The sequence below is a fragment of the Streptomyces antioxidans genome, assembly GCF_000968685.2.
Taxonomy (GTDB): domain Bacteria; phylum Actinomycetota; class Actinomycetes; order Streptomycetales; family Streptomycetaceae; genus Streptomyces; species Streptomyces antioxidans.
Map to the genome: position 1 here is coordinate 1 of NZ_LAKD02000110.1, position 20701 is coordinate 20701.

22 protein-coding genes and 1 riboswitch are annotated in these 20701 nt (G+C 74.3%); of the genes, 11 read left to right on the forward strand and 11 right to left on the reverse strand.

Annotated features, from left to right (window positions below; all coding sequences use genetic code 11):
• The first annotated feature begins 129 nt into the window (after window positions 1–129).
• Window positions 130–753 (forward strand): RNA polymerase sigma factor, encoded by a 624-nt coding sequence (locus tag VT50_RS31905; protein ID WP_240529390.1) that lies wholly within the window; start codon window positions 130–132, stop codon window positions 751–753.
• Window positions 750–1733 carry a CU044_5270 family protein gene (locus tag VT50_RS31910; protein WP_046087179.1) on the forward strand — a complete coding sequence of 328 codons (984 nt, stop codon included), beginning with the start codon at window positions 750–752 and terminating at the stop codon, window positions 1731–1733. The genes VT50_RS31905 and VT50_RS31910 overlap by 4 nt, the downstream gene beginning before the upstream one ends.
• A gap of 47 nt (window positions 1734–1780) precedes the next feature.
• Here VT50_RS31910 and VT50_RS31915 read toward each other — a convergent pair whose 3' ends face one another.
• Window positions 1781–2569, reverse strand: coding sequence for an Fpg/Nei family DNA glycosylase (locus VT50_RS31915; RefSeq protein ID WP_046087178.1), 789 nt, complete (start codon window positions 2567–2569; stop codon window positions 1781–1783).
• An 84-nt stretch (window positions 2570–2653) separates the two neighbouring features.
• Here VT50_RS31915 and VT50_RS31920 point away from each other — a divergent pair, with 84 nt between their 5' ends.
• The 3 genes from VT50_RS31920 (at window position 2654) to VT50_RS31925 (ending at window position 5311) form a co-directional block, all read left to right on the forward strand.
• Window positions 2654–3799, forward strand: coding sequence for a PP2C family protein-serine/threonine phosphatase (locus tag VT50_RS31920; RefSeq protein WP_046087177.1), 1146 nt, complete (start codon window positions 2654–2656; stop codon window positions 3797–3799).
• A 144-nt stretch (window positions 3800–3943) separates the two neighbouring features.
• Window positions 3944–4090, forward strand: a riboswitch (SAM riboswitch).
• Window positions 4069–4269: a hypothetical protein gene (locus VT50_RS39400; protein ID WP_158083238.1), complete on the forward strand. Its 201-nt coding sequence runs from the start codon at window positions 4069–4071 to the stop codon at window positions 4267–4269. It overlaps the preceding riboswitch by 22 nt.
• 175 nt (window positions 4270–4444) lie before the next feature.
• Entirely contained in the window at window positions 4445–5311 is an 867-nt protein-coding gene (locus VT50_RS31925) for a glutathione S-transferase C-terminal domain-containing protein (protein ID WP_053048628.1), read from the forward strand.
• Between the two features lie 51 nt (window positions 5312–5362).
• Here VT50_RS31925 and VT50_RS31930 read toward each other — a convergent pair whose 3' ends face one another.
• A complete protein-coding gene (locus VT50_RS31930; protein ID WP_276207355.1) occupies window positions 5363–6304 on the reverse strand; it encodes a LysR family transcriptional regulator in 942 nt (313 codons plus the stop codon).
• A 73-nt stretch (window positions 6305–6377) separates the two neighbouring features.
• Between VT50_RS31930 and VT50_RS39795 the strand changes: the two genes are divergently transcribed.
• On the forward strand, window positions 6378–6551 hold the full coding sequence (locus VT50_RS39795) for a hypothetical protein (protein ID WP_167396644.1): 174 nt from the start codon (window positions 6378–6380) through the stop codon (window positions 6549–6551).
• A 1-nt stretch (window position 6552) separates the two neighbouring features.
• Here the strand turns inward: VT50_RS39795 and VT50_RS31935 are convergent, their stop codons facing one another.
• The 8 genes from VT50_RS31935 to VT50_RS31970 all read right to left on the reverse strand — a co-directional run bounded on the left by VT50_RS31935 (window position 6553) and on the right by VT50_RS31970 (window position 13240).
• Window positions 6553–7296, reverse strand: a complete 744-nt coding sequence (locus VT50_RS31935; RefSeq protein WP_046087175.1) for a Mut7-C RNAse domain-containing protein — start codon at window positions 7294–7296, stop codon at window positions 6553–6555.
• Between the two features lie 63 nt (window positions 7297–7359).
• Entirely contained in the window at window positions 7360–8229 is an 870-nt protein-coding gene (locus VT50_RS31940; protein WP_053048627.1) for a YihY/virulence factor BrkB family protein, read from the reverse strand.
• A gap of 150 nt (window positions 8230–8379) precedes the next feature.
• Window positions 8380–9309, reverse strand: coding sequence for a MauE/DoxX family redox-associated membrane protein (locus VT50_RS31945; protein ID WP_046087174.1), 930 nt, complete (start codon window positions 9307–9309; stop codon window positions 8380–8382).
• Complete coding sequence (locus tag VT50_RS31950) at window positions 9306–9941, reverse strand: hypothetical protein (protein ID WP_046087173.1); 636 nt, start codon at window positions 9939–9941, stop codon at window positions 9306–9308. The genes VT50_RS31945 and VT50_RS31950 overlap by 4 nt, the downstream gene beginning before the upstream one ends.
• Window positions 9942–9954: 13 nt before the next feature.
• Window positions 9955–10377 (reverse strand): septal ring lytic transglycosylase RlpA family protein, encoded by a 423-nt coding sequence (locus VT50_RS31955; RefSeq protein WP_046087172.1) that lies wholly within the window; start codon window positions 10375–10377, stop codon window positions 9955–9957.
• 96 nt (window positions 10378–10473) lie between these two features.
• The gene (locus VT50_RS31960) at window positions 10474–11631 is read right to left on the reverse strand and encodes an acetyl-CoA C-acetyltransferase (RefSeq protein ID WP_046087171.1); all 1158 of its coding nucleotides are present in this window, start codon (window positions 11629–11631) and stop codon (window positions 10474–10476) included.
• A 55-nt stretch (window positions 11632–11686) separates the two neighbouring features.
• On the reverse strand, window positions 11687–12322 hold the full coding sequence (locus VT50_RS31965) for a TetR/AcrR family transcriptional regulator (protein ID WP_046087181.1): 636 nt from the start codon (window positions 12320–12322) through the stop codon (window positions 11687–11689).
• A gap of 132 nt (window positions 12323–12454) precedes the next feature.
• Window positions 12455–13240: an SDR family oxidoreductase gene (locus VT50_RS31970; RefSeq protein WP_046087170.1), complete on the reverse strand. Its 786-nt coding sequence runs from the start codon at window positions 13238–13240 to the stop codon at window positions 12455–12457.
• A gap of 76 nt (window positions 13241–13316) precedes the next feature.
• Here VT50_RS31970 and VT50_RS31975 point away from each other — a divergent pair, with 76 nt between their 5' ends.
• The 3 genes from VT50_RS31975 (at window position 13317) to VT50_RS31990 (ending at window position 17199) form a co-directional block, all read left to right on the forward strand.
• Entirely contained in the window at window positions 13317–14522 is a 1206-nt protein-coding gene (locus tag VT50_RS31975) for an acyl-CoA dehydrogenase family protein (protein ID WP_046087169.1), read from the forward strand.
• Between the two features lie 228 nt (window positions 14523–14750).
• Complete coding sequence (locus VT50_RS39800) at window positions 14751–16136, forward strand: acyl-CoA dehydrogenase family protein (protein ID WP_240529391.1); 1386 nt, start codon at window positions 14751–14753, stop codon at window positions 16134–16136.
• Between the two features lie 58 nt (window positions 16137–16194).
• Window positions 16195–17199, forward strand: a complete 1005-nt coding sequence (locus tag VT50_RS31990; RefSeq protein ID WP_046087167.1) for a LacI family DNA-binding transcriptional regulator — start codon at window positions 16195–16197, stop codon at window positions 17197–17199.
• Between the two features lie 92 nt (window positions 17200–17291).
• Here VT50_RS31990 and VT50_RS31995 read toward each other — a convergent pair whose 3' ends face one another.
• Complete coding sequence (locus tag VT50_RS31995) at window positions 17292–18035, reverse strand: PaaX family transcriptional regulator C-terminal domain-containing protein (protein ID WP_046087166.1); 744 nt, start codon at window positions 18033–18035, stop codon at window positions 17292–17294.
• Window positions 18036–18141: 106 nt separating this feature from the next.
• On the opposite strand from VT50_RS31995, the gene VT50_RS32000 reads away from it, so the two are divergent.
• Both VT50_RS32000 and VT50_RS32005 read left to right on the forward strand, forming a co-directional pair.
• Window positions 18142–19788, forward strand: coding sequence for an acyl-CoA dehydrogenase family protein (locus tag VT50_RS32000; protein WP_046087165.1), 1647 nt, complete (start codon window positions 18142–18144; stop codon window positions 19786–19788).
• A gap of 53 nt (window positions 19789–19841) precedes the next feature.
• Window positions 19842–20627: a crotonase/enoyl-CoA hydratase family protein gene (locus tag VT50_RS32005; protein WP_078840775.1), complete on the forward strand. Its 786-nt coding sequence runs from the start codon at window positions 19842–19844 to the stop codon at window positions 20625–20627.
• Window positions 20628–20701: the final 74 nt, after the last annotated feature.

Consider the following 20701-nt stretch of genomic DNA (forward strand, 5'->3'; position numbering starts at 1 on the left):
CGGCCAACCCAGACATCGGACTCATTCATCTAGGTGTCCGGCACCCCGTGGATCGTCACTCCGGCGGCCGGTCGGAATCGGCCCGCCGCGAGGTGTGATGATCTGCGGTGTGCCGGACACCTTCGGATCATGAGCACCGACGACGCCTTCGACGCCGCCTACCGCGAGCATTACTGGGCGGTCAGCCGTTTTGTGGCACGGCGGCTGGACGACCAGGCATGGGACGTCGAGGAAGTGGTCGCCGAGGTCTTCGCAGTGGCCTGGCGGCGCCGGGCCGAACTGCCCGAGTCACCTTTGCCGTGGCTGTACGGAGTGACCCGGCACTGCCTGGCCAATACGGTGCGCGGCAAGGGCCGTTACCGCAGACTGCTGCTCAAACTGGGCCACCACGAGGTGACGCGCGGCGGGCGCACCGTGGCGAGCCCGGACACCGAGCGGCCGGGCTCCTGGGTGCTTGAGGCGCTGTCCCGGCTCGCCGAGGCCGACCAGGAGGTGCTGCGGCTGACGGCGTGGGAGGAGCTGACCGTCGAAGAGCTCGGCACCGTGCTGGGGTGCGGCCGGTCCGCCGCGGCGATGCGGCTGCACCGGGCGCGGCGGCGGCTGCGGGAGCAGATAGAGATCCTGCGCCGGGACGACCGGGTCTCGCTGGGGTGCAGGGGCGGCGGGGGCGACAGGGCCCAGAGCGCTGACAGGGCCCACAGGGCCGACACAGCCCCCAGGGCTGGCAGGGCCGAGAAGGATGGACGCGCATGACCGACGAACTGGATCTGCTCCGCGAGGCCGACCCCGTGTCCGCCGACACCGGCCCCTGGCGGGACCGGCCGCTGGATGCCCGGGCCGAACTGCTGCTGCGGCGGCTGCCGTCCCGGGACCGGCGGCGCCGCACCGTCCGGCGGCGCGCGGTCTGGAGCCTGGGCACCGCGGCGGCCGCGGCGGTCGTCGCCCTGGCGCTGACCGTCTCGGGCACCGGCTCCTCCCCCGCCGTGGCCGCGCCCAGGCCACTGCCCCTGGTGGCGCATGCCTCCCGGGCGGACGTATCGCTCACCGAGATCGCCCGGCGGGCGCGGGCGGCGGCCGTGGAGTCCCCATCGAAGAGCGAGCGGGGCAGCCATTTCCAGAGCTGGGCGCTGGGCATGAGGTCGGGCCGGGACGCGGTGACGCTGCCCCGGGAGTCGCTGACCCGCTGGAACGCGGACGGCAGCGGTTCCACGCTGGAGGTGGCCACCGATCCGCGCCGTCCGGGCCGTCCGGTCATCGAGGACGGCCCCCCGCCCCGTACGGTCCACGACGGCAAGGTGCTGAGCGAGGAGCACTATCCGCCCGGGATGAACGGCGCCAACGGGGACTACTTCGAGGACCCCCCGGCCGGTGCCCCAGCGCTGCGCGGGTACCTCGCCGTCTGGTCCCCGGGCGCGGACCGCGACCCGGCGGACCTGCTCTCGGCCATCCGGTCCTTCCTCACGGTGTGGACCCCGGGGCCGCGCCAGCGGGCGGACATCGTCACCCTGCTGTCCGGGATCGAGGGGCTTCGTCCGGCGGGTGAGGTCACCGACCGGCTCGGGCGCCAGGGGCAGGGATTCCGGTTCACCGGCACTCCCGGGAGCCGCTATCTGATCGTCCTCGACCCGGACGACGGCGGGGTGCTGGACATCGAGGAGACGTACACCAAGGACGATCCCGAGTACCGGGTGAAGGCGGGCGATGTGATGTCCTACACGGCCTATATGTCCTGACCACCGGTCGTCTCCTGACCGCCTGCCCCTCCCGGCGAGGCCGGTGGTCAGGCGTCCTCGCGCTGGCAGTGGGGGCACCACAGGCTGGTCCGTCCCGAGATCCGGCCGCGGCGCAGCGGATGGCCGCAGCGGGGGCAGTGCGGATCGGGATCGTCGCGCCGTCCGGTGAGCCAGTCCGGATCGTCCGGCACCCGCCCCGCCCGCACCGAGGCGCGCAGCACCACGCGCAGCGCGCCGTGGAGCCGATCGCGCTCGTCGTCGGTCAGCGCGTTCACCGGCCGCTGGGGATGGATCCTGGCGTGCCACAGGATCTCGTCGCCGAGCAGATTGCCGAGTCCGGCGATCACGGACTGGTCGGTCAGGGTGGCCTTGACGCGTCCGCGCCGCCCCTGGAGCAGCCGGTCCAGATCGGCCCGGCTCAGCGAGAGCGCGTCCGGGCCCTGGTCGCCGACGATCCGGTCGATGTCGTCGTCGGTGGCGGCGAGCCAGATGCCCTTGAGTTTGCGCTGGTCCTCGTAGCCGAGGCGGTGGCCGTCGTCGAGGTCGAAGGCGACGCGCTGGAACCGGCCGGCCGGTTCGGAGTCCGCCCCGCAGACCAGCCGCCCGGTCATGCCGAAGTGGAGCACCACCGTGGGCCCGTCGGTGGGGGCGATCAACCACTTGCCGTGGCGGCGCGGCGCCGCGAAGCGACGGCCCTCGAGGTCGCGCCTCAGCCGCTGTGCGGTCACCCCGTGCAGCACCCCCGGATCGGCCACCTCCGCCCGCTCGACACGGCGGCCCTGGGCACACGAGGCGAGCGTCCGCCGGAACCCCTCGACGTCCGGAAGCTCGGGCATAGCGCCAGGCTACGCCCGGGGCCCGGGTCGCGCGTTGGGGAGAGGCCCCCGTTTGGGGGTCTTTATCAGATAAAGTACGCAATTATGCGATTCATTCGCGCCGCCCGGGGGGTGAGCGGTCGCAGCCAGACGCTGTTCGCGATCACACGGTGTCTGCCGTTCCTGGTCCTGGCCGCGGTGCTCAGCATCGAGCTCTCCCCCGCCCACGCCTTCTACACCGGCCCCCTGCTCTCCCCGGCGCCGGCGCTCGCGGCGGTGACCATGGGGCCGGTCGGCACCACCGGGGTGGCGGTGCTTGCGGGCGCGATCAGCGGGCTCACCACCGTGCACAACGACTCCTGGGGCACCCAGCAGGTGTACACGAATCTGGTGGCCCTGCTGGTGGTGGCGGTGGCGAGCGTGGCGACCAGCGCGGTGCGGGTGCGCCGGGACCGCGAGCTGGCCCATGTCCGCCGGATCGCCGAGGTCTCCCAGAACGTGGTGCTGCGGCCACTGCCCGCCCGGATGGGCACGGTGAACACCGCCAGCGTCTATTTGGCGGCCGAACGCGGTGCGCAGATCGGCGGGGACCTCTACGAGGCGATGTGCACCCGCTACGGAGTGCGGCTGATCGTCGGCGATGTGCGGGGAAAGGGGCTGGCCGCGGTGCGGTCCGCCGCGGCCGTCGTGGGCGCCTTCCGGGAGGCGGTGCACTACGAGGAGGACCTGGCCGAGGTGATGCACCGCTGTGCGGCCGCGCTGGCGCGCGAGTACGAGCTGCTTGACCGCTCCCAGCTGCAGGACCCGCAGGAGCTGGAGGAGCAGTTCGTCACCGTGCTCCTCGCCCAGGTGACGGACGATGCGCTGATCCATCTGATCAACCGCGGCCATCCCCCGCCCCTGGTGATGCGCGAGCGCAAGGTGCGCTCCCTGGACCCGGCGCGCCCGCTGCCACCGCTCGGCCTCGAGGAGTTCCTCGACCCTCCCCCGATCGGCGTCGAGACCTTTCCGTTCCTGCCCGGTGACCGGCTGTTGCTGCACACCGACGGGGTGGTCGAGGCCCGCAATGACTGCGACGAGTTCTTTCCGCTGCACCGGACGATGGAGACGCTGGACGACGCCAGCCCGTCCGAGTGCCTGGACCGGCTGCGCCACGCCCTGGTCCGGCACACCGAGGGACGGCTGGCGGACGACGCGGCCATGGTCCTCATCGAGCGGGACGTCGGGGGCGCGGACCGGCCGTTGGGCTGAGCAGGTCGCGCCACCGCCGGGCGGGGCGCGCCATCGCAGGGGTGGTCGCGCCAGGGCGCCGTACATCCGCCGTACCGTCGGCCGGTGTTGACCACTTCGGCATGGGTTGACGCCCTCGCGGAGCGCGACGACACTGTCAGGGACGGTCACGATTGTCAGCGCCCACCGTGCGGAAACTCCGCTCAGGTGGGTCATCGGCCCCGGCTCGCTGACAGGCAACCCTTCTCCCGCGACGGGGTGCCCCCGGGTGACGACCAGGTTCCGTCGGTGTGGACGGGACAAGCGCGGTCTCGCTGCCCCGCGAGCCCCCGATGATGGGATCGGTGGAGATGCCCAGGACCGACAGCCACGGGGACGGCGCCCATCGGCGTCCCCGTCCGTCGTCCCCGCTCCGCCGCCTCCACCTCCTGACCAGACGGCTGCACATCGATCTGCTGCGCATCTGCAGCGCCTCCAGTCCAGCCGTCTGAGTCGGCCCGAGCCGACACGGTCACCGAGCGCGGTCCCGCGCGTCGGGGCGGACGGGGGTGTCCCGGCACCGTCCCGGCGGCTGCCCCGCGCGGGCTTCCCTTCCCCTTGCGCCATCGCACCGGCACCGCCCCCAACCCGCGGTGGCCGGGGCTTCCCTCACTGCCTTGGAGAGCCATGTCCCAGACGTTTCCGGTCAGTTCAGGTCCTGCCGCTCTTCTCGACCCCGACCCGTGCTCGGTCCGCCCCCGGACCGCCCCGCCCACGCCACCGCACCGCTTCCGCAGCCGCATCGGCGTCGACCTCGCCGGTGGCTTCTACCCGGTGCCGCACCGCTACCGGCTCTATCTCTCGGCGAGTTGTCCGCTCTCGCTGCGCGTCTCCATCACCCTCGATCTGCTCGGGCTGCGGGACACCGTGGCCACCACCCTCGTCGGGCCCCCGGACGACACCCCCGAGGCGTACGCCGCACTGCGCGGCGCCTACGAGGCCACCTGGCACCACTACAGCGGACCGGTGGACGCGCCCGCACTCTGCGACCGCTGGACCGGACGCGTCGTCAGCAACCACACGCCCGACATACTGCGTGACCTGGCCGGTCATCTGAGCGATGACAGCGGGACCGGACGCCCCCGGCTGCGCCCCGCTGCCCTCGCCACGGACATCGACGCCCTCCGGGACCTCCTCGACACGGACATCACCCACGCCGCACGGCAGGCCGGGACGGCATCCGAGGCGGAGTGCAGGGACGCGGCGCTCGAGCGGCTGCTGACCGCCCTCGGCCGCCTCGACCGCGGGCTGACGGCCGCGCCGTACGCCCTGGGCGAGGAGCTGACCGCCGCCGATGTGGACCTGTGGGTGACCCTCGTCCAGCTGGACACCGAGCACCGGCCCCTCCTGGACGCCGACGCTGCCGACCGGGTCTCCCGCCATGGGCAACTGCGCGCCTACGTACGGCGGCTGCACGACCACCCGGCCTTCCACACCACGCTCCCCGAGGCCGTCCGGGGGGAGGCCTCCCGAGCGGGCGCCGAGGTGTCCTGAGGTCCCTGAGAGGACGCTGACGCGTTCTGAGAAGCGTTGTGGTGCGCCCCGTCAGGCTGCGGATCGGGGCCAGTCGTCCAGGCTCTGATGGTGGCGCACCGCCTCTTCCAGCGCCCCTATCCCCAGGCTGATCAGCGGGTTACGGCGGCTGCCCCGGCGCATGCAGCTGAGGATCCGCCGCGTCGGCATGTTCTCGCCCGCCACCGGCACCCGCGCCACCGCCTGGCCCGCCGGGCCCTCGGCCAGCCGCGGGATGAGCGAGACGCCCAGCCCGTTCCCCACCAGCGACCAGACCGCCGACCAGTGGGTGGCGGCGTGCACGATGCGCGGTGAGAACCCGGCCGCCGCGCACAGCATCCGCACCCGCTGGGCGTGGTCGCAGGTGTCCGCGTCGGCGACGATCCAGTCCTCGGCCGCCGCGTCCTCCAGCCGCACCGACACCGCCCCCGCCAGCCGGTGGCCGCCGGGCACCAGCATGACGTACGGCTCCTCCAGCAGGGGGCTCTGCTCGAACCGCGCGTCATCCGGCGGCGGCCCGCCCTCGATGGGTTCCACCACCGCGAGATCCACCTCGCCCGCCACCAGCAGGTCCATGCTCTGCTCGGTGTCGCACTCGCGCACCTGCACCAGCAGACCGGGGTGGCTGTGCCGCAGCCACCCGGCCGCGGGAGCGATCAGGCCGCTGATCGCGGTGGTGAAGCCCGCGATGCGCAGCGGTCCCGTCATGCCCGCCCGGTAGGACTCCAGCTCCGCCTGTGCCTCCTCCCACCGGGCCAGCAGCGCGTCGGCGTGCTCGATGAGCAGCCGCCCGGCCGGGGTCAGCCGGACGCGACGGCCGTGCGGCTCCAGCAGCGGGACCTTGAGCTCGCGCGCGAGTTCACGCAGGTGGTGGGAGACCGCGGACGGGGTGAGGTGCAGGGCCTCGGCGGCGGCGGTGACCGTGCCCTGCTGGCGCACCACCCGGAGCATATGAAGCCGACGCAGGTCAATCATGAAATCATTTTGCACATACGACCCGCAAAACGTGCAATGGACCGCAACGGTCGTACGGCGCCATGCTGCTGCCATGAACACCGACACCCACACCATCGTTTCCCGGCACACCACCAGCGAGGGCGTCGTGGTCTGGAGCCGCTGCGCCTGCGGACGGCTCCAGATGGCCCTGGTCCCGTACGGCACCGGCGGCAAGGGGCTCGCCGCGGGCGGACATGACGTCCAGTGCCCCCGCTGCGGCCGTTAGCTCAGGACAGCGCGGCCGGGGCGTCGCCGAACTCGCCCATCGCCCCGGCCACGATGGCCTCCAGGCGGGCGTGATGGGCGCCGCGCCAGTAGACCCGCTCACAGGCCGTGCAGCGCGCGAAGACGTCGTACGTACGCCGGGTGCCGTGCCGCAGCCGCTCCCGGACCGACTCCTTGTCGGCGGCCTCCAGCGGGCCGTTGCAGGCGGTGCAGCGGGTCCAGGGCGCAAGGCCCGGGGCGAATCGGCCGAGGACGTCGCGCAGTTGCTCATCGGGGCGGTCGCTGTAGACATAGGCCCCGGCCCACAGCTCGCGGCGGCGCAGCAGCCCCCGGTCGCGGGAGAGCAGCACCCGGCGCTGGGCGGCGGAGCGCGCGGCCAGCTCGGGGTCGCCGATGTCCTCGCTCTCGTACGCGGCGTCCACGCCCAGCAGCCGCAGCCGCCGCGCGAGCGTGCCCAGGTGCACATCGAGCAGGAACCGCAGCGGTGCGCCCGGCACCCGCTGCGGGCGGGCGACCGGCCGGACCTCCACGGTCTCCCCGGCGCCGGGCACATGCGAGACGGCGGTCTCCGCGCCGTCCACCAGCAGCCCGCCCACCTCGGTGAGCGGCACCCCGAGCGACTCGACCACATGGCCGAGGGTGGAGACGCCGTCGGTGACGACGGTCGTCCAGGGGCGGCGCCGCTCGGGAACGGCGAAGAAGCGCAGTTCAGGGGCGAGGCTGAGGTGGATCTCTGGTCCGTACACACCGCCAGCATGCCAGGCGGCCCCGGCCCGGGGCGACGTCGTTTCCGGTCCTTGGCCGGGGCGTCAGTCCGGCCGTTCGGCCGCCTTGGCCCGGTCGCGGCGCCGCTTGCGGCGCCAGGCCACCATCCTCAGATAGTCCTCGTGCAGCACCCGCCCGACGAGCGCACCGCCGAAGACCACAAAGCCGACGCCGACCAGCCAGGACTGGACGACCAGGACGGTGCCGACAGGGCCGTAGGAGACCGTGCTGGAGGCGATCAGCGGGGAGAACACCAGCTGGGAGAAGACCCGCAGCCCCAGCAGCCCGACGCTGGTGGCCAGCGCGCCGGGCAGCAGGGCGCCCCAGCTGATCCGCCCGCCGAGCAGCAGCCGCTGCGACCACCAGAAGAACAGCACCGTGCCCAGCACCGCCACCAGCACCCGGGAGACGCCGGGTTGGAGATGGGCGGAGAGCAGCAGATAGCAGATCAGCACCACGAGCCAGACCAGATGGCGCCAGACGGTGTGCCAGCGACCGGCCGGCAGCTCCCACACCTTCTCGTAGCCGACCTGGAGCACCGTGCCGAAGCGCAGTCCGAAGATGGCGAGCGTGGCCAGACCGAAGGCGGTGGTGGACTCCAGGGCCTGTTTGGGCGGGGCGAACAGCCGCTGCACCTCGTCCCGTGAGGTCGAGGTGAGCCCAAGGCCCTCGGCCAGCCACTGGGCGAAGCCGAGCCGGTTCACCGGATCCGCCGCGGCGACCACGATCAGCAGGGGCACCAGGGTGAGGAAGCCCAGGGCGGCGAAGCCCATCGCGCGGTGCAACAACTCGAATTCGCTGCCCCGGCGCCATCCGCGTCCGATCGCGGACCGGTCGAACGCGCCCTCCAGCCGCCGCCACCAGGGCCAGGACCTGGGCCCTCGGGAGCCGGACGCGGACCGATTCTCGGACATACCCACTCCCCTACGCGCGCCACCGGCTCGACCTGGGCAGTGCCGTCCAGGCTACTCGGGGTGGTGACGTTCCGCCGGGAGCTCCGCCCGGACTCCCCCCGGAACGCGTGTGCGGTCCCCGGGCCGCCGTCGGTGCCCGCCCGGCTGGCCTCACGCCGTGGCCAGGACCGGGGCCCCGCTGTCCGCGTCGATGACGCTGACCCGTACGGCGGGCTCGCGCACCGTCTCCAGGCTGGCCCCGGCGTCCACCGCGAAGAGCACCAGCACGGGCCGCGCGGCCGGGCCGCCGCCCCCGTACACCCCGGCGAACTGGAGGATGCGCCAGCCGCCGTCGTCCCAGTGGTCCAGCAGTGCGGAGCGCACCACGCGGGAGACGCTCTGCCAGGCGCGCGAGCGCTCCAGCAGTTCGACGGACGCGGCGAGCGGGACCGCGGCGCGCGCTCCGGTCGCGGCGAGCGGGGCCTCCGTCCGCGCCCCGGTCGCGGCGAGCGGATGCCCGGTGATCCGCAGCCGCAGCCGTCGCAGCGGCATCCGCCAGCGGCGGTCGGGATCGGCGGAGAGGGCCGTCAGGGCCGCCGCGGCGGCCAGGACCAGGCACAGCGCCGCGGCCGGACGGCGGCCCGCGGCGGTCCACCAGGGCTGCTGGGCCAGGGCCGCCGCGACCCCGCCGACGAGGACCGCGGCAGCGCGGACGAAGGCGCGCCAGGTGACGGGGGTGTCATGGCGCGCCGTACAGCCGCAGGAGGTGCCGTCCGGGGCGGCGGCGCGGGCGTAGAGGAGGTAGCCGAGGAAGCCCGCGCCGAGGAGGGCTGCCGCCGCTCCTGCGGCCACCCCTCCCGCGACCGCCCCTCCCGGGAGCGGGGTGACGGGCCCCGCCAGCAGCGCGGCGGCGAGGAGCAGTTCGACCGCGCCGAGGACGCGCAGGGCGAGCGCGGCCCGGCCGCCGTCCCTCAGCAGCCGTGCGAGCGCGGTACGGGGCGCCTGCCGGGCGGTGCCCCGGCCGAAAAGCTTGCCCGCACCCGCCGTCCCCAGCACCCCGGCGAGCACCAGCGGGGCGAGGTCGCGGGCCAGGGCGCTCACCGCCGCCTCCCCGCACCGGGGGCGACCGCGACCCGGACCAGGTCCACCGAGCCGTCGGACGGCCGCCACGCGCCCAGCACCTGGGCGCTCTGCCCGATGGTGAGCCCGGACAGATCGGCGGTGGGCGAGGCGGTGCCGTACGCGGCGCTGGTGGTCTCCGCCATGAGGTTGCCGACGATCTCGTGCCGCCCGTGGGCGAGGTGCAGCCGGGTCTTCTCGATACCGCGGATGGTGGCGTGGAGGTTCACGATGTTGACCCACACCGCGTCGGCGGCGAGGGTGCCGTCCGGCAGGGGGACGCCGCGGGCGTAGAGGCCGTCGCCGGTCTCGATGTCGGCCGCGGTGGTGGCCCGGGCCTTCCAGACGCTGGTGGCGCCCGTGACCCGCACCCGGGAGTGGTCACCGTAGGAGCCCGCGACCGCCAGGACGTCATCGTTGATCGCGGTGATCCGGCCCTCGGCGAAGGCGCTCTCCGCGACCGCCGGGTCCAGGGGGCGCATCGGCGCGGCGAAGGCGGCGTCGGCGTCCACCGCGCCCAGGGCGGTCGCCCCGACGACGGTGGCGCCGTGGAGGGCGGCGGCGGTGAGGAAGCGACGGCGGTCGAGGGGGTCGCCGGTTCGGTACGCGCTCATGGCCGGGCCCGCCTCATTCGAAGATGGAGACCGGCAGGGTGCCGGAGCTCAGGCTGCCGATGGCGGAGAAGGCGGCGGGGGTGAGATCGATGACCCGGTTGGTGCGGCAGACCCCGTCGCAGCAGGTGGACTCGGAGCAGAAGCTACGGGTGCGCGGGCCGCAGTCGCTGACGGTGACGCAGACGCTCGCGCCCGAGCAGTCATGGCGCACCTTCATCGCCGAGCCACAGCCGCGCCGGGGTATGTCCTCGCCGCACAGGTCCGGCCGGGTGATGTCCCAGCACGCCTTGGAGGCGTGGGGCCAGGCGGCCTGCAGGGCGCTGGACCGGCAGGTGCCGCACGCACCGCCGCCCGCGCTGGAGCACGGGCCCCAGGCGCTGCCACAACAGAACCAGGTGGCCTCGCCGTTCCAGAGCTTGGTCGATCCGCACGCCATGGCGCTGTCCTCCCGGCCTCGGTCCCGCCCTCGGGGCAGCACCATCATCTGCGGGGCCGGGCGGGGCCGCCACGGGAAGGCGTCCGGTCGGAGTCGTCACAACCGCTCGACGATCGTGACGTTCGCCTGGCCGCCGCCCTCGCACATCGTCTGCAGGCCGTAGCGGCCGCCGGTGCGCTCCAGTTCGTGCAGGAGGGTCGTCATCAGCTTGGCGCCGGTGGCGCCGAGCGGGTGGCCAAGGGCGATGGCGCCGCCGTTGGCGTTGACCCGCTCCGGGTCGGCGCCGGTCTCCTTCAGCCAGGCCAGGACGATCGGCGCGAACGCCTCGTTGATCTCGACCAGGTCGATGTCGCCGATGGTCAGCCCGGTCTTCTTCAGCGCGTGCGCGGTCGCTGGGATGGGCGCGGAGAGCATCCGGATCGGGTCCTCGCCGCGCACCGACAAATGGTGCACCCGGGCGCGCGGGGTCAAGCCGTGCTCCCGTACGGCCTGTTCGGAGGCGAGCAGCAGGGCCGCGGCGCCGTCGGACACCTGCGAGGAGAGCGCGGCGGTGAGCCGACCGCCCTCGATGAGCGGCTTGAGCGCGGCCATCTTCTCCAGACTGGTGTCCCGGCGCGGCCCCTGGTCCACCGAGACGTCCCCGAACGGGACGGTCTCGCGGCGGAAGCGGCCCTCGTCGATGGCGCGCAGCGCCCGCTGGTGCGAGCCCAGGGCGAACTCCTCCATGGCCTCACGGGTGATGCCCCACTTCTCGGCGATCAGCTCGGCACCGTAGAACTGGCTGACCGGCCGGTCGCCGTAGCGCGCCCGCCAGCCCTCCGAGCCCGCGAAGGGGCCTTCGGTCAGCCCCAGGGACTCACTGGCTCTGCCGCTGGCGAAGCCGATGGGCACCATCGACATGTTCTGCACCCCACCCGCGACCACCAGGTCCTGGGTGCCGGAGAGCACCGCCTGGGCGGCGAAGTGCAGGGCCTGCTGCGAGGAGCCGCACTGCCGGTCGACGGTCACGCCCGGGACCTCCTCCGGGAGCCCGGCGGCCAGCCAACAGGTGCGCGCGATGTCCCCGGCCTGCGGGCCCACGGTGTCCAGACAGCCGAAGACGACGTCCTCGACGGCGGCCGGATCGGCGCCCGAGCGCTCCATCAGGGTGCGCAGGACATGGGCGCCGAGGTCGGCGGGGTGGACGGAGGCGAACCCGCCCTTCCGGCGCCCCACCGGCGTCCTTACCGCTTCCACGATGTATGCCTCGGGCATGGCAGCTCCTTGAGGTCCCTCAGATCATGGCGGTCCATGGCGGTTCATGACGGTCTTACGGTCGTCGTGGTGTCTCTTGTGGTGTCCGGTCCCGGCCTGTTTGTTCTTCTCGCGGGGTGATGCCGTCCAGGACCATCGACAGATACTGGCGGGCGATCTCCTCGGGGCTGTGCTGGCCGCCCGGCCGGTACCAGGAGGCGGCGATCCACACCGTGTCGCGCAGGAAGCGGTACGCCAGCCGGACGTCGAGGTCGGCGCGGAAGACCCCCTCGGCCACCCCGCGCTCCAGCGTGCCCAGCCAGGCCCGCTCGAACCGCCCCTGCGATTCGGTGAGATAGCCGAAGCGCGGCTGGGTGGACAGGTGCTTGGACTCCTTCTGGTAGATCGCGACGGCGGCGTGGTGCCGGTCGATCTCCCGGAAGGACTCGGTGACAAGCGCCTCGACGGTCTCCCGGGGGCCGAGCCCGGCGTCGAGCACCTCGTCGTACCCGGCCCAGAGCTCGTTCAGGAAGGTGGAGAGGATCTCGTCGACGATCGACTCCTTGGAGTCGAAGTGGTAATAGAGGCTGCCCGCGAGCATCCCCGCCTCGTCCGCGATCCGGCGGACCGTGGTCGCGTTGTACCCCTGGGCGGCGAAGACCTCCGCCGCGGTGGAGAGCAGTTCGCGCCGTCGCTCGGCGGACGGGGTCATGGTCGTCTTCTTCGCGGTCTTCTTCTCGGCTGTCTTGTCGCTCGTCTTCTCGGTCGTCTTCTCGCTGTTCTTCGCACTGTTTCCGGTGGAAGCGCGGCTCCTGGTGGAATTCGGCACGTACTCATTCTCGCCTCATGGGTGCTGGCTGCTCACGGACACCGTCTCGCCCGTCATATACGACGAGTAGCCGCTGGCCAGGAAGACGATGACATTGGCCACCTCCCAGGGCTCGGCGTACCGGCCGAAGGCCTCGCGCTCGGTGAGCGCGGCCAGCAGTTCGGGGGTGGTGACCTTCACCAGATGCGGATGCATGGCCAGGCTCGGCGAGACCGCGTTGACCCGCACCCGGTACGCGGCGGCCTCGACCGCGGCGCAGCGGGTGAGCGCCATGACGCCCGCCTTGGCCGCCGCGTAGTGGGCCTGACCGGCCTGGGCGCGCCAGCCGACGACCGAGGCGTTGTTCACCACGACGCCGCCGTGGGCGCCCGCCTTCATCCGGCGCAGCGCGGCGCGGGTGCAGCGGAAGGTGCCGTTCAGGGTGACGTCGATGACCTTGCCCCACTGTTCGTCGGTCATCTCGGTCAGCGGGGCGGTGCCACCGAGCCCGGCGTTGTTGACCACCGCGTCCAGCCGTCCGTGGCGCTCCTCGGCGAGGTCGTACAGCGCGGCGATCTGGGCCTCGTCGGTCACATCGCTGACGCGTCCGGCGACCCGCTCCTCGCCGAACTCCCCGGCGAGCGTGCCCACCGCCTCCTCGAGCCGACGGCCATGGGCGTCGCCGAGGACGACACGCGCGCCCTCCTCGAGGAACCGGCGGGCCGTGGCGCCGCCGATTCCGGTGCCCGCGGCGGCGGTGATGACGGCCGTGCGACCGGTAAGGAGGCCGTGGCCGGGGACGTACGGCGCCTTGTTGTCCATCACGACGCCACGGTAACCTACCAAACACTTGTTAGGGAACCGGTGTCGGCGGAGCCGCTGGAGGGGTGTCGTCCCGATGGACCTCGATCTCACCGAGCGGCAGTCGGCGTTCCGGGCCGAGGCCCGGCGGTGGCTGACCGCGCACACGCCCGCCGCTCCCCTGCCCTCCCTGGAGACCGCCGAGGGGTTCGCGGCGCACCGCGCCTGGGAACGCGCCCTCGCGGCCGACCGCTGGTCGGCGGTGACATGGCCCGAGGAGTACGGCGGCCGGGGCGCGTCGGTGATCGAGTGGCTGCTGTTCGAGGAGGAGTACTACGCGGCGGGCGCGCCCGGCCGGGTGAGCCAGAACGGGATCAGCCTGCTCGCCCCCACCCTCTTCGAACACGGCAGCACCGAGCAGCGCGCCCGGATCCTGCCGCCGATGGCGCGCGGCGAGACGGTCTGGGCCCAGGCGTGGTCCGAGCCCGAGGCGGGCTCCGACCTCGCCTCGCTGCGGTCCACCGCCCGCCGCGCCGACGGCGGCTGGCGCCTGAACGGGCAGAAGACCTGGTCGTCCCGTGCCGCCTTCGCGGACCGGGCCTTCGGCCTGTTCCGCAGCGATCCGGCGGCGGACCCGCCGCACCGGGGGCTGACGTATCTGATGTTCGCCCTGGACGCGCCCGGTGTGACCGTACGCCCCATCGGCCGCCTCGACGGCAAGCCCGCCTTCGCCGAGCTCTTCCTGGACGAGGTGTTCGTCCCCGACGAGGACGTCATCGGCGAGCCGGGGCAGGGCTGGCGCATCGCGATGAGCACGGCGGGCAACGAGCGCGGGCTGACCCTGCGCAGCCCCGGCCGGTTCACCGCGGCGGCGCGGCGCCTGGTGACGCTGTGGCGGGAGCGCGCGGAGCGGCCGGGGGGCGAGGCGGAAGGCGACGCGGGGATCGAGGCGGCGGCGCTGCGCGACCGGGTCGCCGACGCGGTGATCGGCGCCCGCGCGTATGAGCTCTTCGCCTACGCGGGCGCCTCCCGGCTGGCCGCCGGGGGCTCCCTCGGTGCCGAGTCCAGCCTGAACAAGGTCTTCTGGTCGGAGCTGGACATCGCCCTCCACGAGACGGCCCTGGACCTGCTGGGCCCCCACGGCGAACTGTCCGACGCCGCCGACGACCCGGCCGCACCCGGCCCGTGGTCCGACGGCTACACCTTCGCCCTGGCGGGCCCGATCTACGCGGGCACGAACGAGATCCAGCGCGACATCATCGCCGAGCGGCTGCTGGGCCTGCCGAGGGGGCGCCGCGGGTGAGGGGGTGGAGCGCGGCCCTCGCCGTCCGTCCGGCTCCGGGACCGCGGCAAGTCCCGCAGGGCCGGACGGATGCGACGTGGGCCGAACGCGACCAGCCCGAGGGATGGGCGCGACGCGACGGCCCCGGCCTGGGCCTGGGCGACCGGGTCAGCGGGCGCGTCCGGGGCGACCGGCCCCACGTCAGGTGACCGGCCCGGTGGTTGACGAGGGGGTGCGCGGATGGGGTTCATGTTGGATCAGGCGCAGATGGACTTCGGCAGCACTCTGGAGCGGATGCTCGGCGGGGCCGATACGCCGCACGCCATCCGGGCCTGGGCGCGCGGCGAGCACGCGCCGGGGCGCGCCGTGTGGGGGCGGCTCGCCGACGCCGGGGTGACCGGGCTCGCCGTACCGGAGGCGTACGAGGGCGTCGGGCCGCTGCCCGTCGAGCTGTCCGTGGCGTATATCGCGGCGGGGCGGCACGCGGTGCCCGGCCCCCTGGCCGAGACGGCCGCCACCGCGGTGCTGCTGACCGCGCTCGCCGAGGGCGGCACGGCGCGGACCGTGCAAGTGGCCGAGGAGTGGCTGCCCCGGATCGCCGACGGGCGGGCGCTGGTGACGCTCGCGGCGGCCGACGGCGGGCCGTACGCGCTGGACGCGGACGCCGCCGACGCCGTCTTCGCCGTCGCGGGCGAGGAGCTGTGGCTGGCCCCGGGGCACGGGCCGGTCCAGCCCTCGTTCGACCCGGCCCGCCGACTGGCCCGGCCGCTGCCCGGCGGTCAGCTGCTCGCCCGGGGCCCGGCCGTGTCCGCTGCCGCCGCGCGCGCCGCGGACTGGGCCGCCTTCGCCACGGCCGCGCTGTCGCTCGGCACCGGGCTCGCACTGCTGGAGCGCACCGCCGCGTACGCGAGGCAACGCACCCAATTCGGCCGCCCGATCGGCTCGTTCCAGGCCGTGAAGCACCGCCTGGCGGACGCGCTCATCGCCCTGGAGTTCGCCCGGCCCCTGCTGTACGGAGCCGCGGTGGCGCTCGCATCGGGACCCGCGTGCGGCACGCTGGCGTCCGGCCCCGGGGACGACGCGCACAGACCGGGGCACCGGGGCGACCCCCTCGCGTGCGGGCCCGTGGGCGACACGCACCCGTCCGGCTCCGGGGACGACGCACACACGCCGGGCCCCGCAGGCAGCCCGCCCACGGCTGCCGGACCCGCAGGCGACGCGCACGCGTACGGGCCCACGAGCAGCCCGCACGCATCGGGGCCCATGCCCGGCGCGCACGTGTACGGGCCCAGGGGCGGCGCGGACGCGTCCGGAGCCACCGGCGATGCGCTCGCGTCCGGGCCCGCAGGCAGCCCGCCCACGGCTGCCGGACCCGCAGGCGGCACGCACGCGTACGGGCCCACGAGCGGCGCGCACGGGTACGGGCCTGCGGGGGACGTTCGAGCGGCGGTCGCCGCGGCTAAGGTGGCCGCCGGGGAGGCCGCGTACACCGCGGCGCGGGCCGCGCTGCACCTGCATGGCGCGCTCGGCTACACCGACGAGTACGACCTCTCGCTGTGGATCCGCAAGGCCCGCGCCCTGCGTTCCGCCTGGGGCTCCCCGGCGGTTTGCCGCGCCCGCGTCCTCGCGCCCTGACCGGTCTTGATCCATGCTGTATCGACCGATCAGTGAGCGAACAGCGAGGTACGCACGGATGCACCGGCCCCGGCCCACCCTGGAGAGCGTGGCGCGGCGCGCGGGTGTCTCGCGCGCCACCGTCTCCCGTGTCGTCAACGGCTCGACCAAGGTCGCCGAGGACAGCCGTGAGGCGGTCCTGAGCGCCATCCAGGAGTTGGGCTACATCCCCAACCAGGCGGCCCGCAGCCTGGTCACCCAGCGCACCGACTCCTTCGCGCTGGTGCTCCCCGAGGAGCCGGGCCGGGTCTTCTCCGACGACCGGTTCTTCCCTGGCGTGGTGCGCGGGGTGAGCCAGGAGCTGGAGGCCGCGGACAAGCAGTTGGTGCTGATGATGGCCCGCTCCGCCGCCAGCCGTGACCGCATCGAGCGCTTCGCGCTGGCCCGCCACGTGGACGGGGTCATGGTCGCGTCGATGCACGGCGCCGATCCGCTGCCCGCCGCGCTGACCCGGATGGGCATCCCGGTGATCTGCAACGAAAGGGTGCCGGGCCCCGCGTCGCCGCCGTACGTCGGGGTGGACAACGCGGCGGGCGCGGCGCTGGCCGTGGAGCATCTGATCCGCTCCGGGCGCACCCGCATCGCCACGGTCGCGGGCCCGCAGGACATGGTCGCCGGGGTGGACCGGCTCTCGGGCTACCGGGCGGCGCTGGACGGGGCGCGGCTGGCGGCGCACGTCGCGGCCGGTGACTTCACCCAGGAGTCGGGGGCGGTCGCGATGCGGGAGCTGCTGGACCGGGAGCCCCGGCTGGACGGGGTGTTCGTGGCCTCCGACCTGATGGCCATCGGGGTGCTGCGGGCGCTGCGCCGGGCCGGTCGGCGGGTGCCGGACGACGTGGCGGTGGTCGGCTTCGACGACATAGAGCCCGCGCGCTACACCGAACCCCCGCTGACCACCGTGCGCCAGCCGATAGGCGGCATCGGCCGCCGCCTGGCACGCCAACTGCTGCGCCTGACCGCCGGAGAGACCATCGAACCTGCGCTGGTACTCCCCACGGAGCTGGTGATCCGCGAATCGGCGTAGCCGGGCGCGGGCGGCGTCCCCGCCGATGGACACCGGGCCACGACCCGCCGGGGGACGCCCGCACGTCCCAGCCGAGGGGCGCCCCTCACCGTTCAGCCGCCGCCCGCGTACCGCGGCAGCCACGCCCGGAAGTCGCGTTCGAAGCCGTCGTAGCGGCGGCGCAGCTCCGTACCCGGCCAGTCCTCCGGCAGGAGCCGGGCGGGGAGGACGGGGTCGGCGAGGAGGTGGCGGAGGGCGGCGGCCGCGACGGTGAAGCGGTCGGCCGGTGCCTCCGCGTCGTCCAGCGCCGCGCCGAGCAGCCGGGCCTGGCGGGCCCAGCCGTCCAGGTCCCACAGGCGCGCGGCGAGTTCGGCCGGATCGCCCTCCGGCGCGCCGGTGAACCAGCCGCACTGCTCGGCGGCGACGTCCGGGCGCGGGTGGACGAGGTTGGCGGGGCGCATCCAGGTGCCCTCGCGCAGTTCGGCCAGGCGCAGGGTGGCCATGGCCTGGCGGAGGGCGGCGCGCTCGGCCGCCTCGCGCCGGTCGGAGGTGACGATCGCGATCTCCCAGGCGCCGTCCCAGCGGCGGGTGCGGGGTGCGCGGCTCTCGTCCTGCCGCGCCTGGCGGGCCAGCAGCCGGTCGGTGAGCCGGTAGGTGCCGCCGCTCTGCTCCAGGTCACCAGCGGCGACCATACGGGTGAGCGCGACCCGGATGGTGCCCTCGGCGGTGCCGAAGAGCGCGCCGACGCGCACCAGTGCGCGGGCGGGCAGCTGGGGCGGGTGGAGGCCCAGCAGGGTGCTGAGCACGACCGAGCGCGCGGTCAGCGGCCGCAGGGCGAGCGTTCCGGTGTCGTCCATGGTTACGCGGAACCCTATCCATTACAGTTCTCGGTCGCGCATAATGGAAGTGTAAGGCCCCGGCAGCCGGACCCGGGAGACCACCGCGAACGAGGAGATGTCTGCCATGAGCGCCACGCACGAGGTCCTCAACCAGACCCCGCCGCTCATCGGCTTCAGCACCGCGGACGACCCCGCCCTGCTGGAGGCGGTGCGGCGGCACGGCGGCGGCTGGGGCGAGCAGGAGGTGCGGGACCTGGGCGCGCGGGCCGGTTCCGCCGAGGTGCAGGACTGGGCGCGGATGGCCGAGGAGCACCCCCCGGTGCTGCACACCCACGACCGCTACGGCCATCGCGTCGACGAGGTCGAGTACCACCCCGCGTACCACCAGCTGATGGGCGTCGCCGTGGAGAGCGGCCAGCACGCTGCGGCGTGGCGCGAGCCCCGCCGCGGCGCCCATCTGGTGCGCGCGGCCAAGTTCTACGCCTTCGCCCAGGCCGAGCCCGGCCATGGCTGCCCGATCTCCATGACGTACGCCGCGGTCCCGGCGCTGCGCGCCGAGCCGGAGCTCGCCGCCGCGTACGAACCGCTGCTGGCCGCCCGCACCTACGACTTCGGGCTGCGCCCGCCGCTCGGCAAGCGGGGTCTGATCGCGGGCATGTCGATGACGGAGAAGCAGGGCGGCTCGGACGTCCGCGCCAACACGACCCAGGCCGTACCGGACGGGGACGGCCACTATGTCCTCACCGGCCACAAGTGGTTCACCTCCGCGCCGATGAGCGATGTCTTCCTCACGCTGGCCCGGACGGAGGAGGGCGTCACCTGCTTCCTGGTGCCCCGGGTGCTGCCGGACGGCAGCCGCAATCCGCTGCGGCTGATGCGGCTCAAGAACAAGCTGGGCAACCGCTCCAACGCGTCGGCCGAGATCGAGTACGAGTCCGCCCTGGCCTGGCGGGTCGGCGAACCGGGCCGCGGGGTGCGGACCATCGTGGAGATGGTCAACGTCACCCGGCTGGACTGCGTCATCGGTTCGGCGGCGGGCATGCGGGCCGGGCTGCGGCAGGCGCTCCACCACGCCGAGCACCGCCGGGCGTTCGGCGCCGAGCTGGTCGACCAGCCGCTGATGCGCAATGTGCTCGCCGATCTGGCGGTCGAGTCGGAGGCGGCGACGACGCTCGCGATGCGGCTCGCGTCCGCCCTGGACGGCGCGCAGGCCGGGGACGAGGGCGAGGCGGCGCTGCGCAGGCTGGGACTCGCGGTGAGCAAGTACTGGGTGTGCAAGCGCGGCGCCACCCACGCCGCCGAGGCCCTGGAGTGCCTGGGGGGCAACGGCTATGTGGAGGAGTCCGGGATGCCGCGCCTGTATCGCGAGGCGCCCCTGCTGTCGATCTGGGAGGGCTCGGGGAACGTCGCGGCGCTCGATGTGCTGCGCGCGCTGGGCCGGGAGAGCGGCGCACTGGAGGCGTTCCTCGCCGAGGTCGACGCCGCGGCCGGGGCGGACGCCCGGCTGGACGCGGCCGTGGACCGGCTGCGCGGGCTGCTGCCGCAGCTCACCGACCCCGAGCGGGCGCAGCTGCTGGCGCGCCGAGTGGCCGAGCAGATGACGCTGGTGCTGCAGGGCAGCCTGCTGGTGCGGTACAGCCATCCCGCGGTCGCCGACGCGTTCTGCGCCTCGCGGCTCGACGGGGACTGGGGGCACGCCTTCGGCACCCTGCCGCCCGGCACCGACACCGGCCCGATCCTGGAGCGCGCCCGCCCGAAGGACGCACGGTGACGCCCAGGGACGGCACGGACGACGCGGCAGGTGGGGGCGGCGCGGACGAAACGGTGGACGCGGGCGGTGCGCGCCTTACGGTGCGCACGGAGCGGGAGGGCCCGGTCACCACGGTCGTGCTCGTCCGCCCCGAGGTACGCAACGCCGTCGACGGCGCGACCGCCACGGCGCTGGCCGACGCCTTCCGCGCCTTCGACGCCGACCCCGGGGCACGGGTCGCGGTGTTGTGGGGCGAGGGTGGCACCTTCTGCTCCGGCGCCGATCTGAAGGCGGTCGGCACCCCGCGCGGCAACCGGGTGGCCGAGGACGGCGACGGCCCCATGGGGCCCACCCGGCTGCGGCTGTCCAAGCCGGTGATCGCGGCGGTCAGCGGCCACGCGGTGGCGGGCGGGCTGGAGTTGGCGCTCTGGTGCGATCTGCGTGTCGCCGAGGAGGACGCGGTCTTCGGGGTGTTCTGCCGCCGCTGGGGCGTCCCGCTGATCGACGGGGGAACCGTAAGGCTGCCACGGCTGATCGGCGCGAGCCGGGCGATGGACCTGGTGCTGACGGGGCGTCCGGTGCGGGCCGACGAGGCGTACGCCATCGGGCTCGCCAACCGCGTCGTACCGCCGGGGCGGGCGCGCGCCGAGGCGGAGCGGCTGGCGGCCGAGATCGCCCGCTTTCCGCAGACGTGTCTGCGCTCGGACCGGGCCTCGCTGCTGGAGCAGGAGGGGCTGGACGAGGACGAGGCCATGGCGGGGGAGCTGCGCCACGGTCAGGCGGCCCTGGCCGAGGGGCTGGACGGCGCGGCGCGGTTCGCCGCGGGCGCGGGTCGGCACGGCAGCTTCGGCGAGCCGTGACCGACGTGACGCGCGTGACCGGCGTGACCGGCGTGACCCGCGTGACCCGCGTGACCCGCGTGACCCGCGTGACC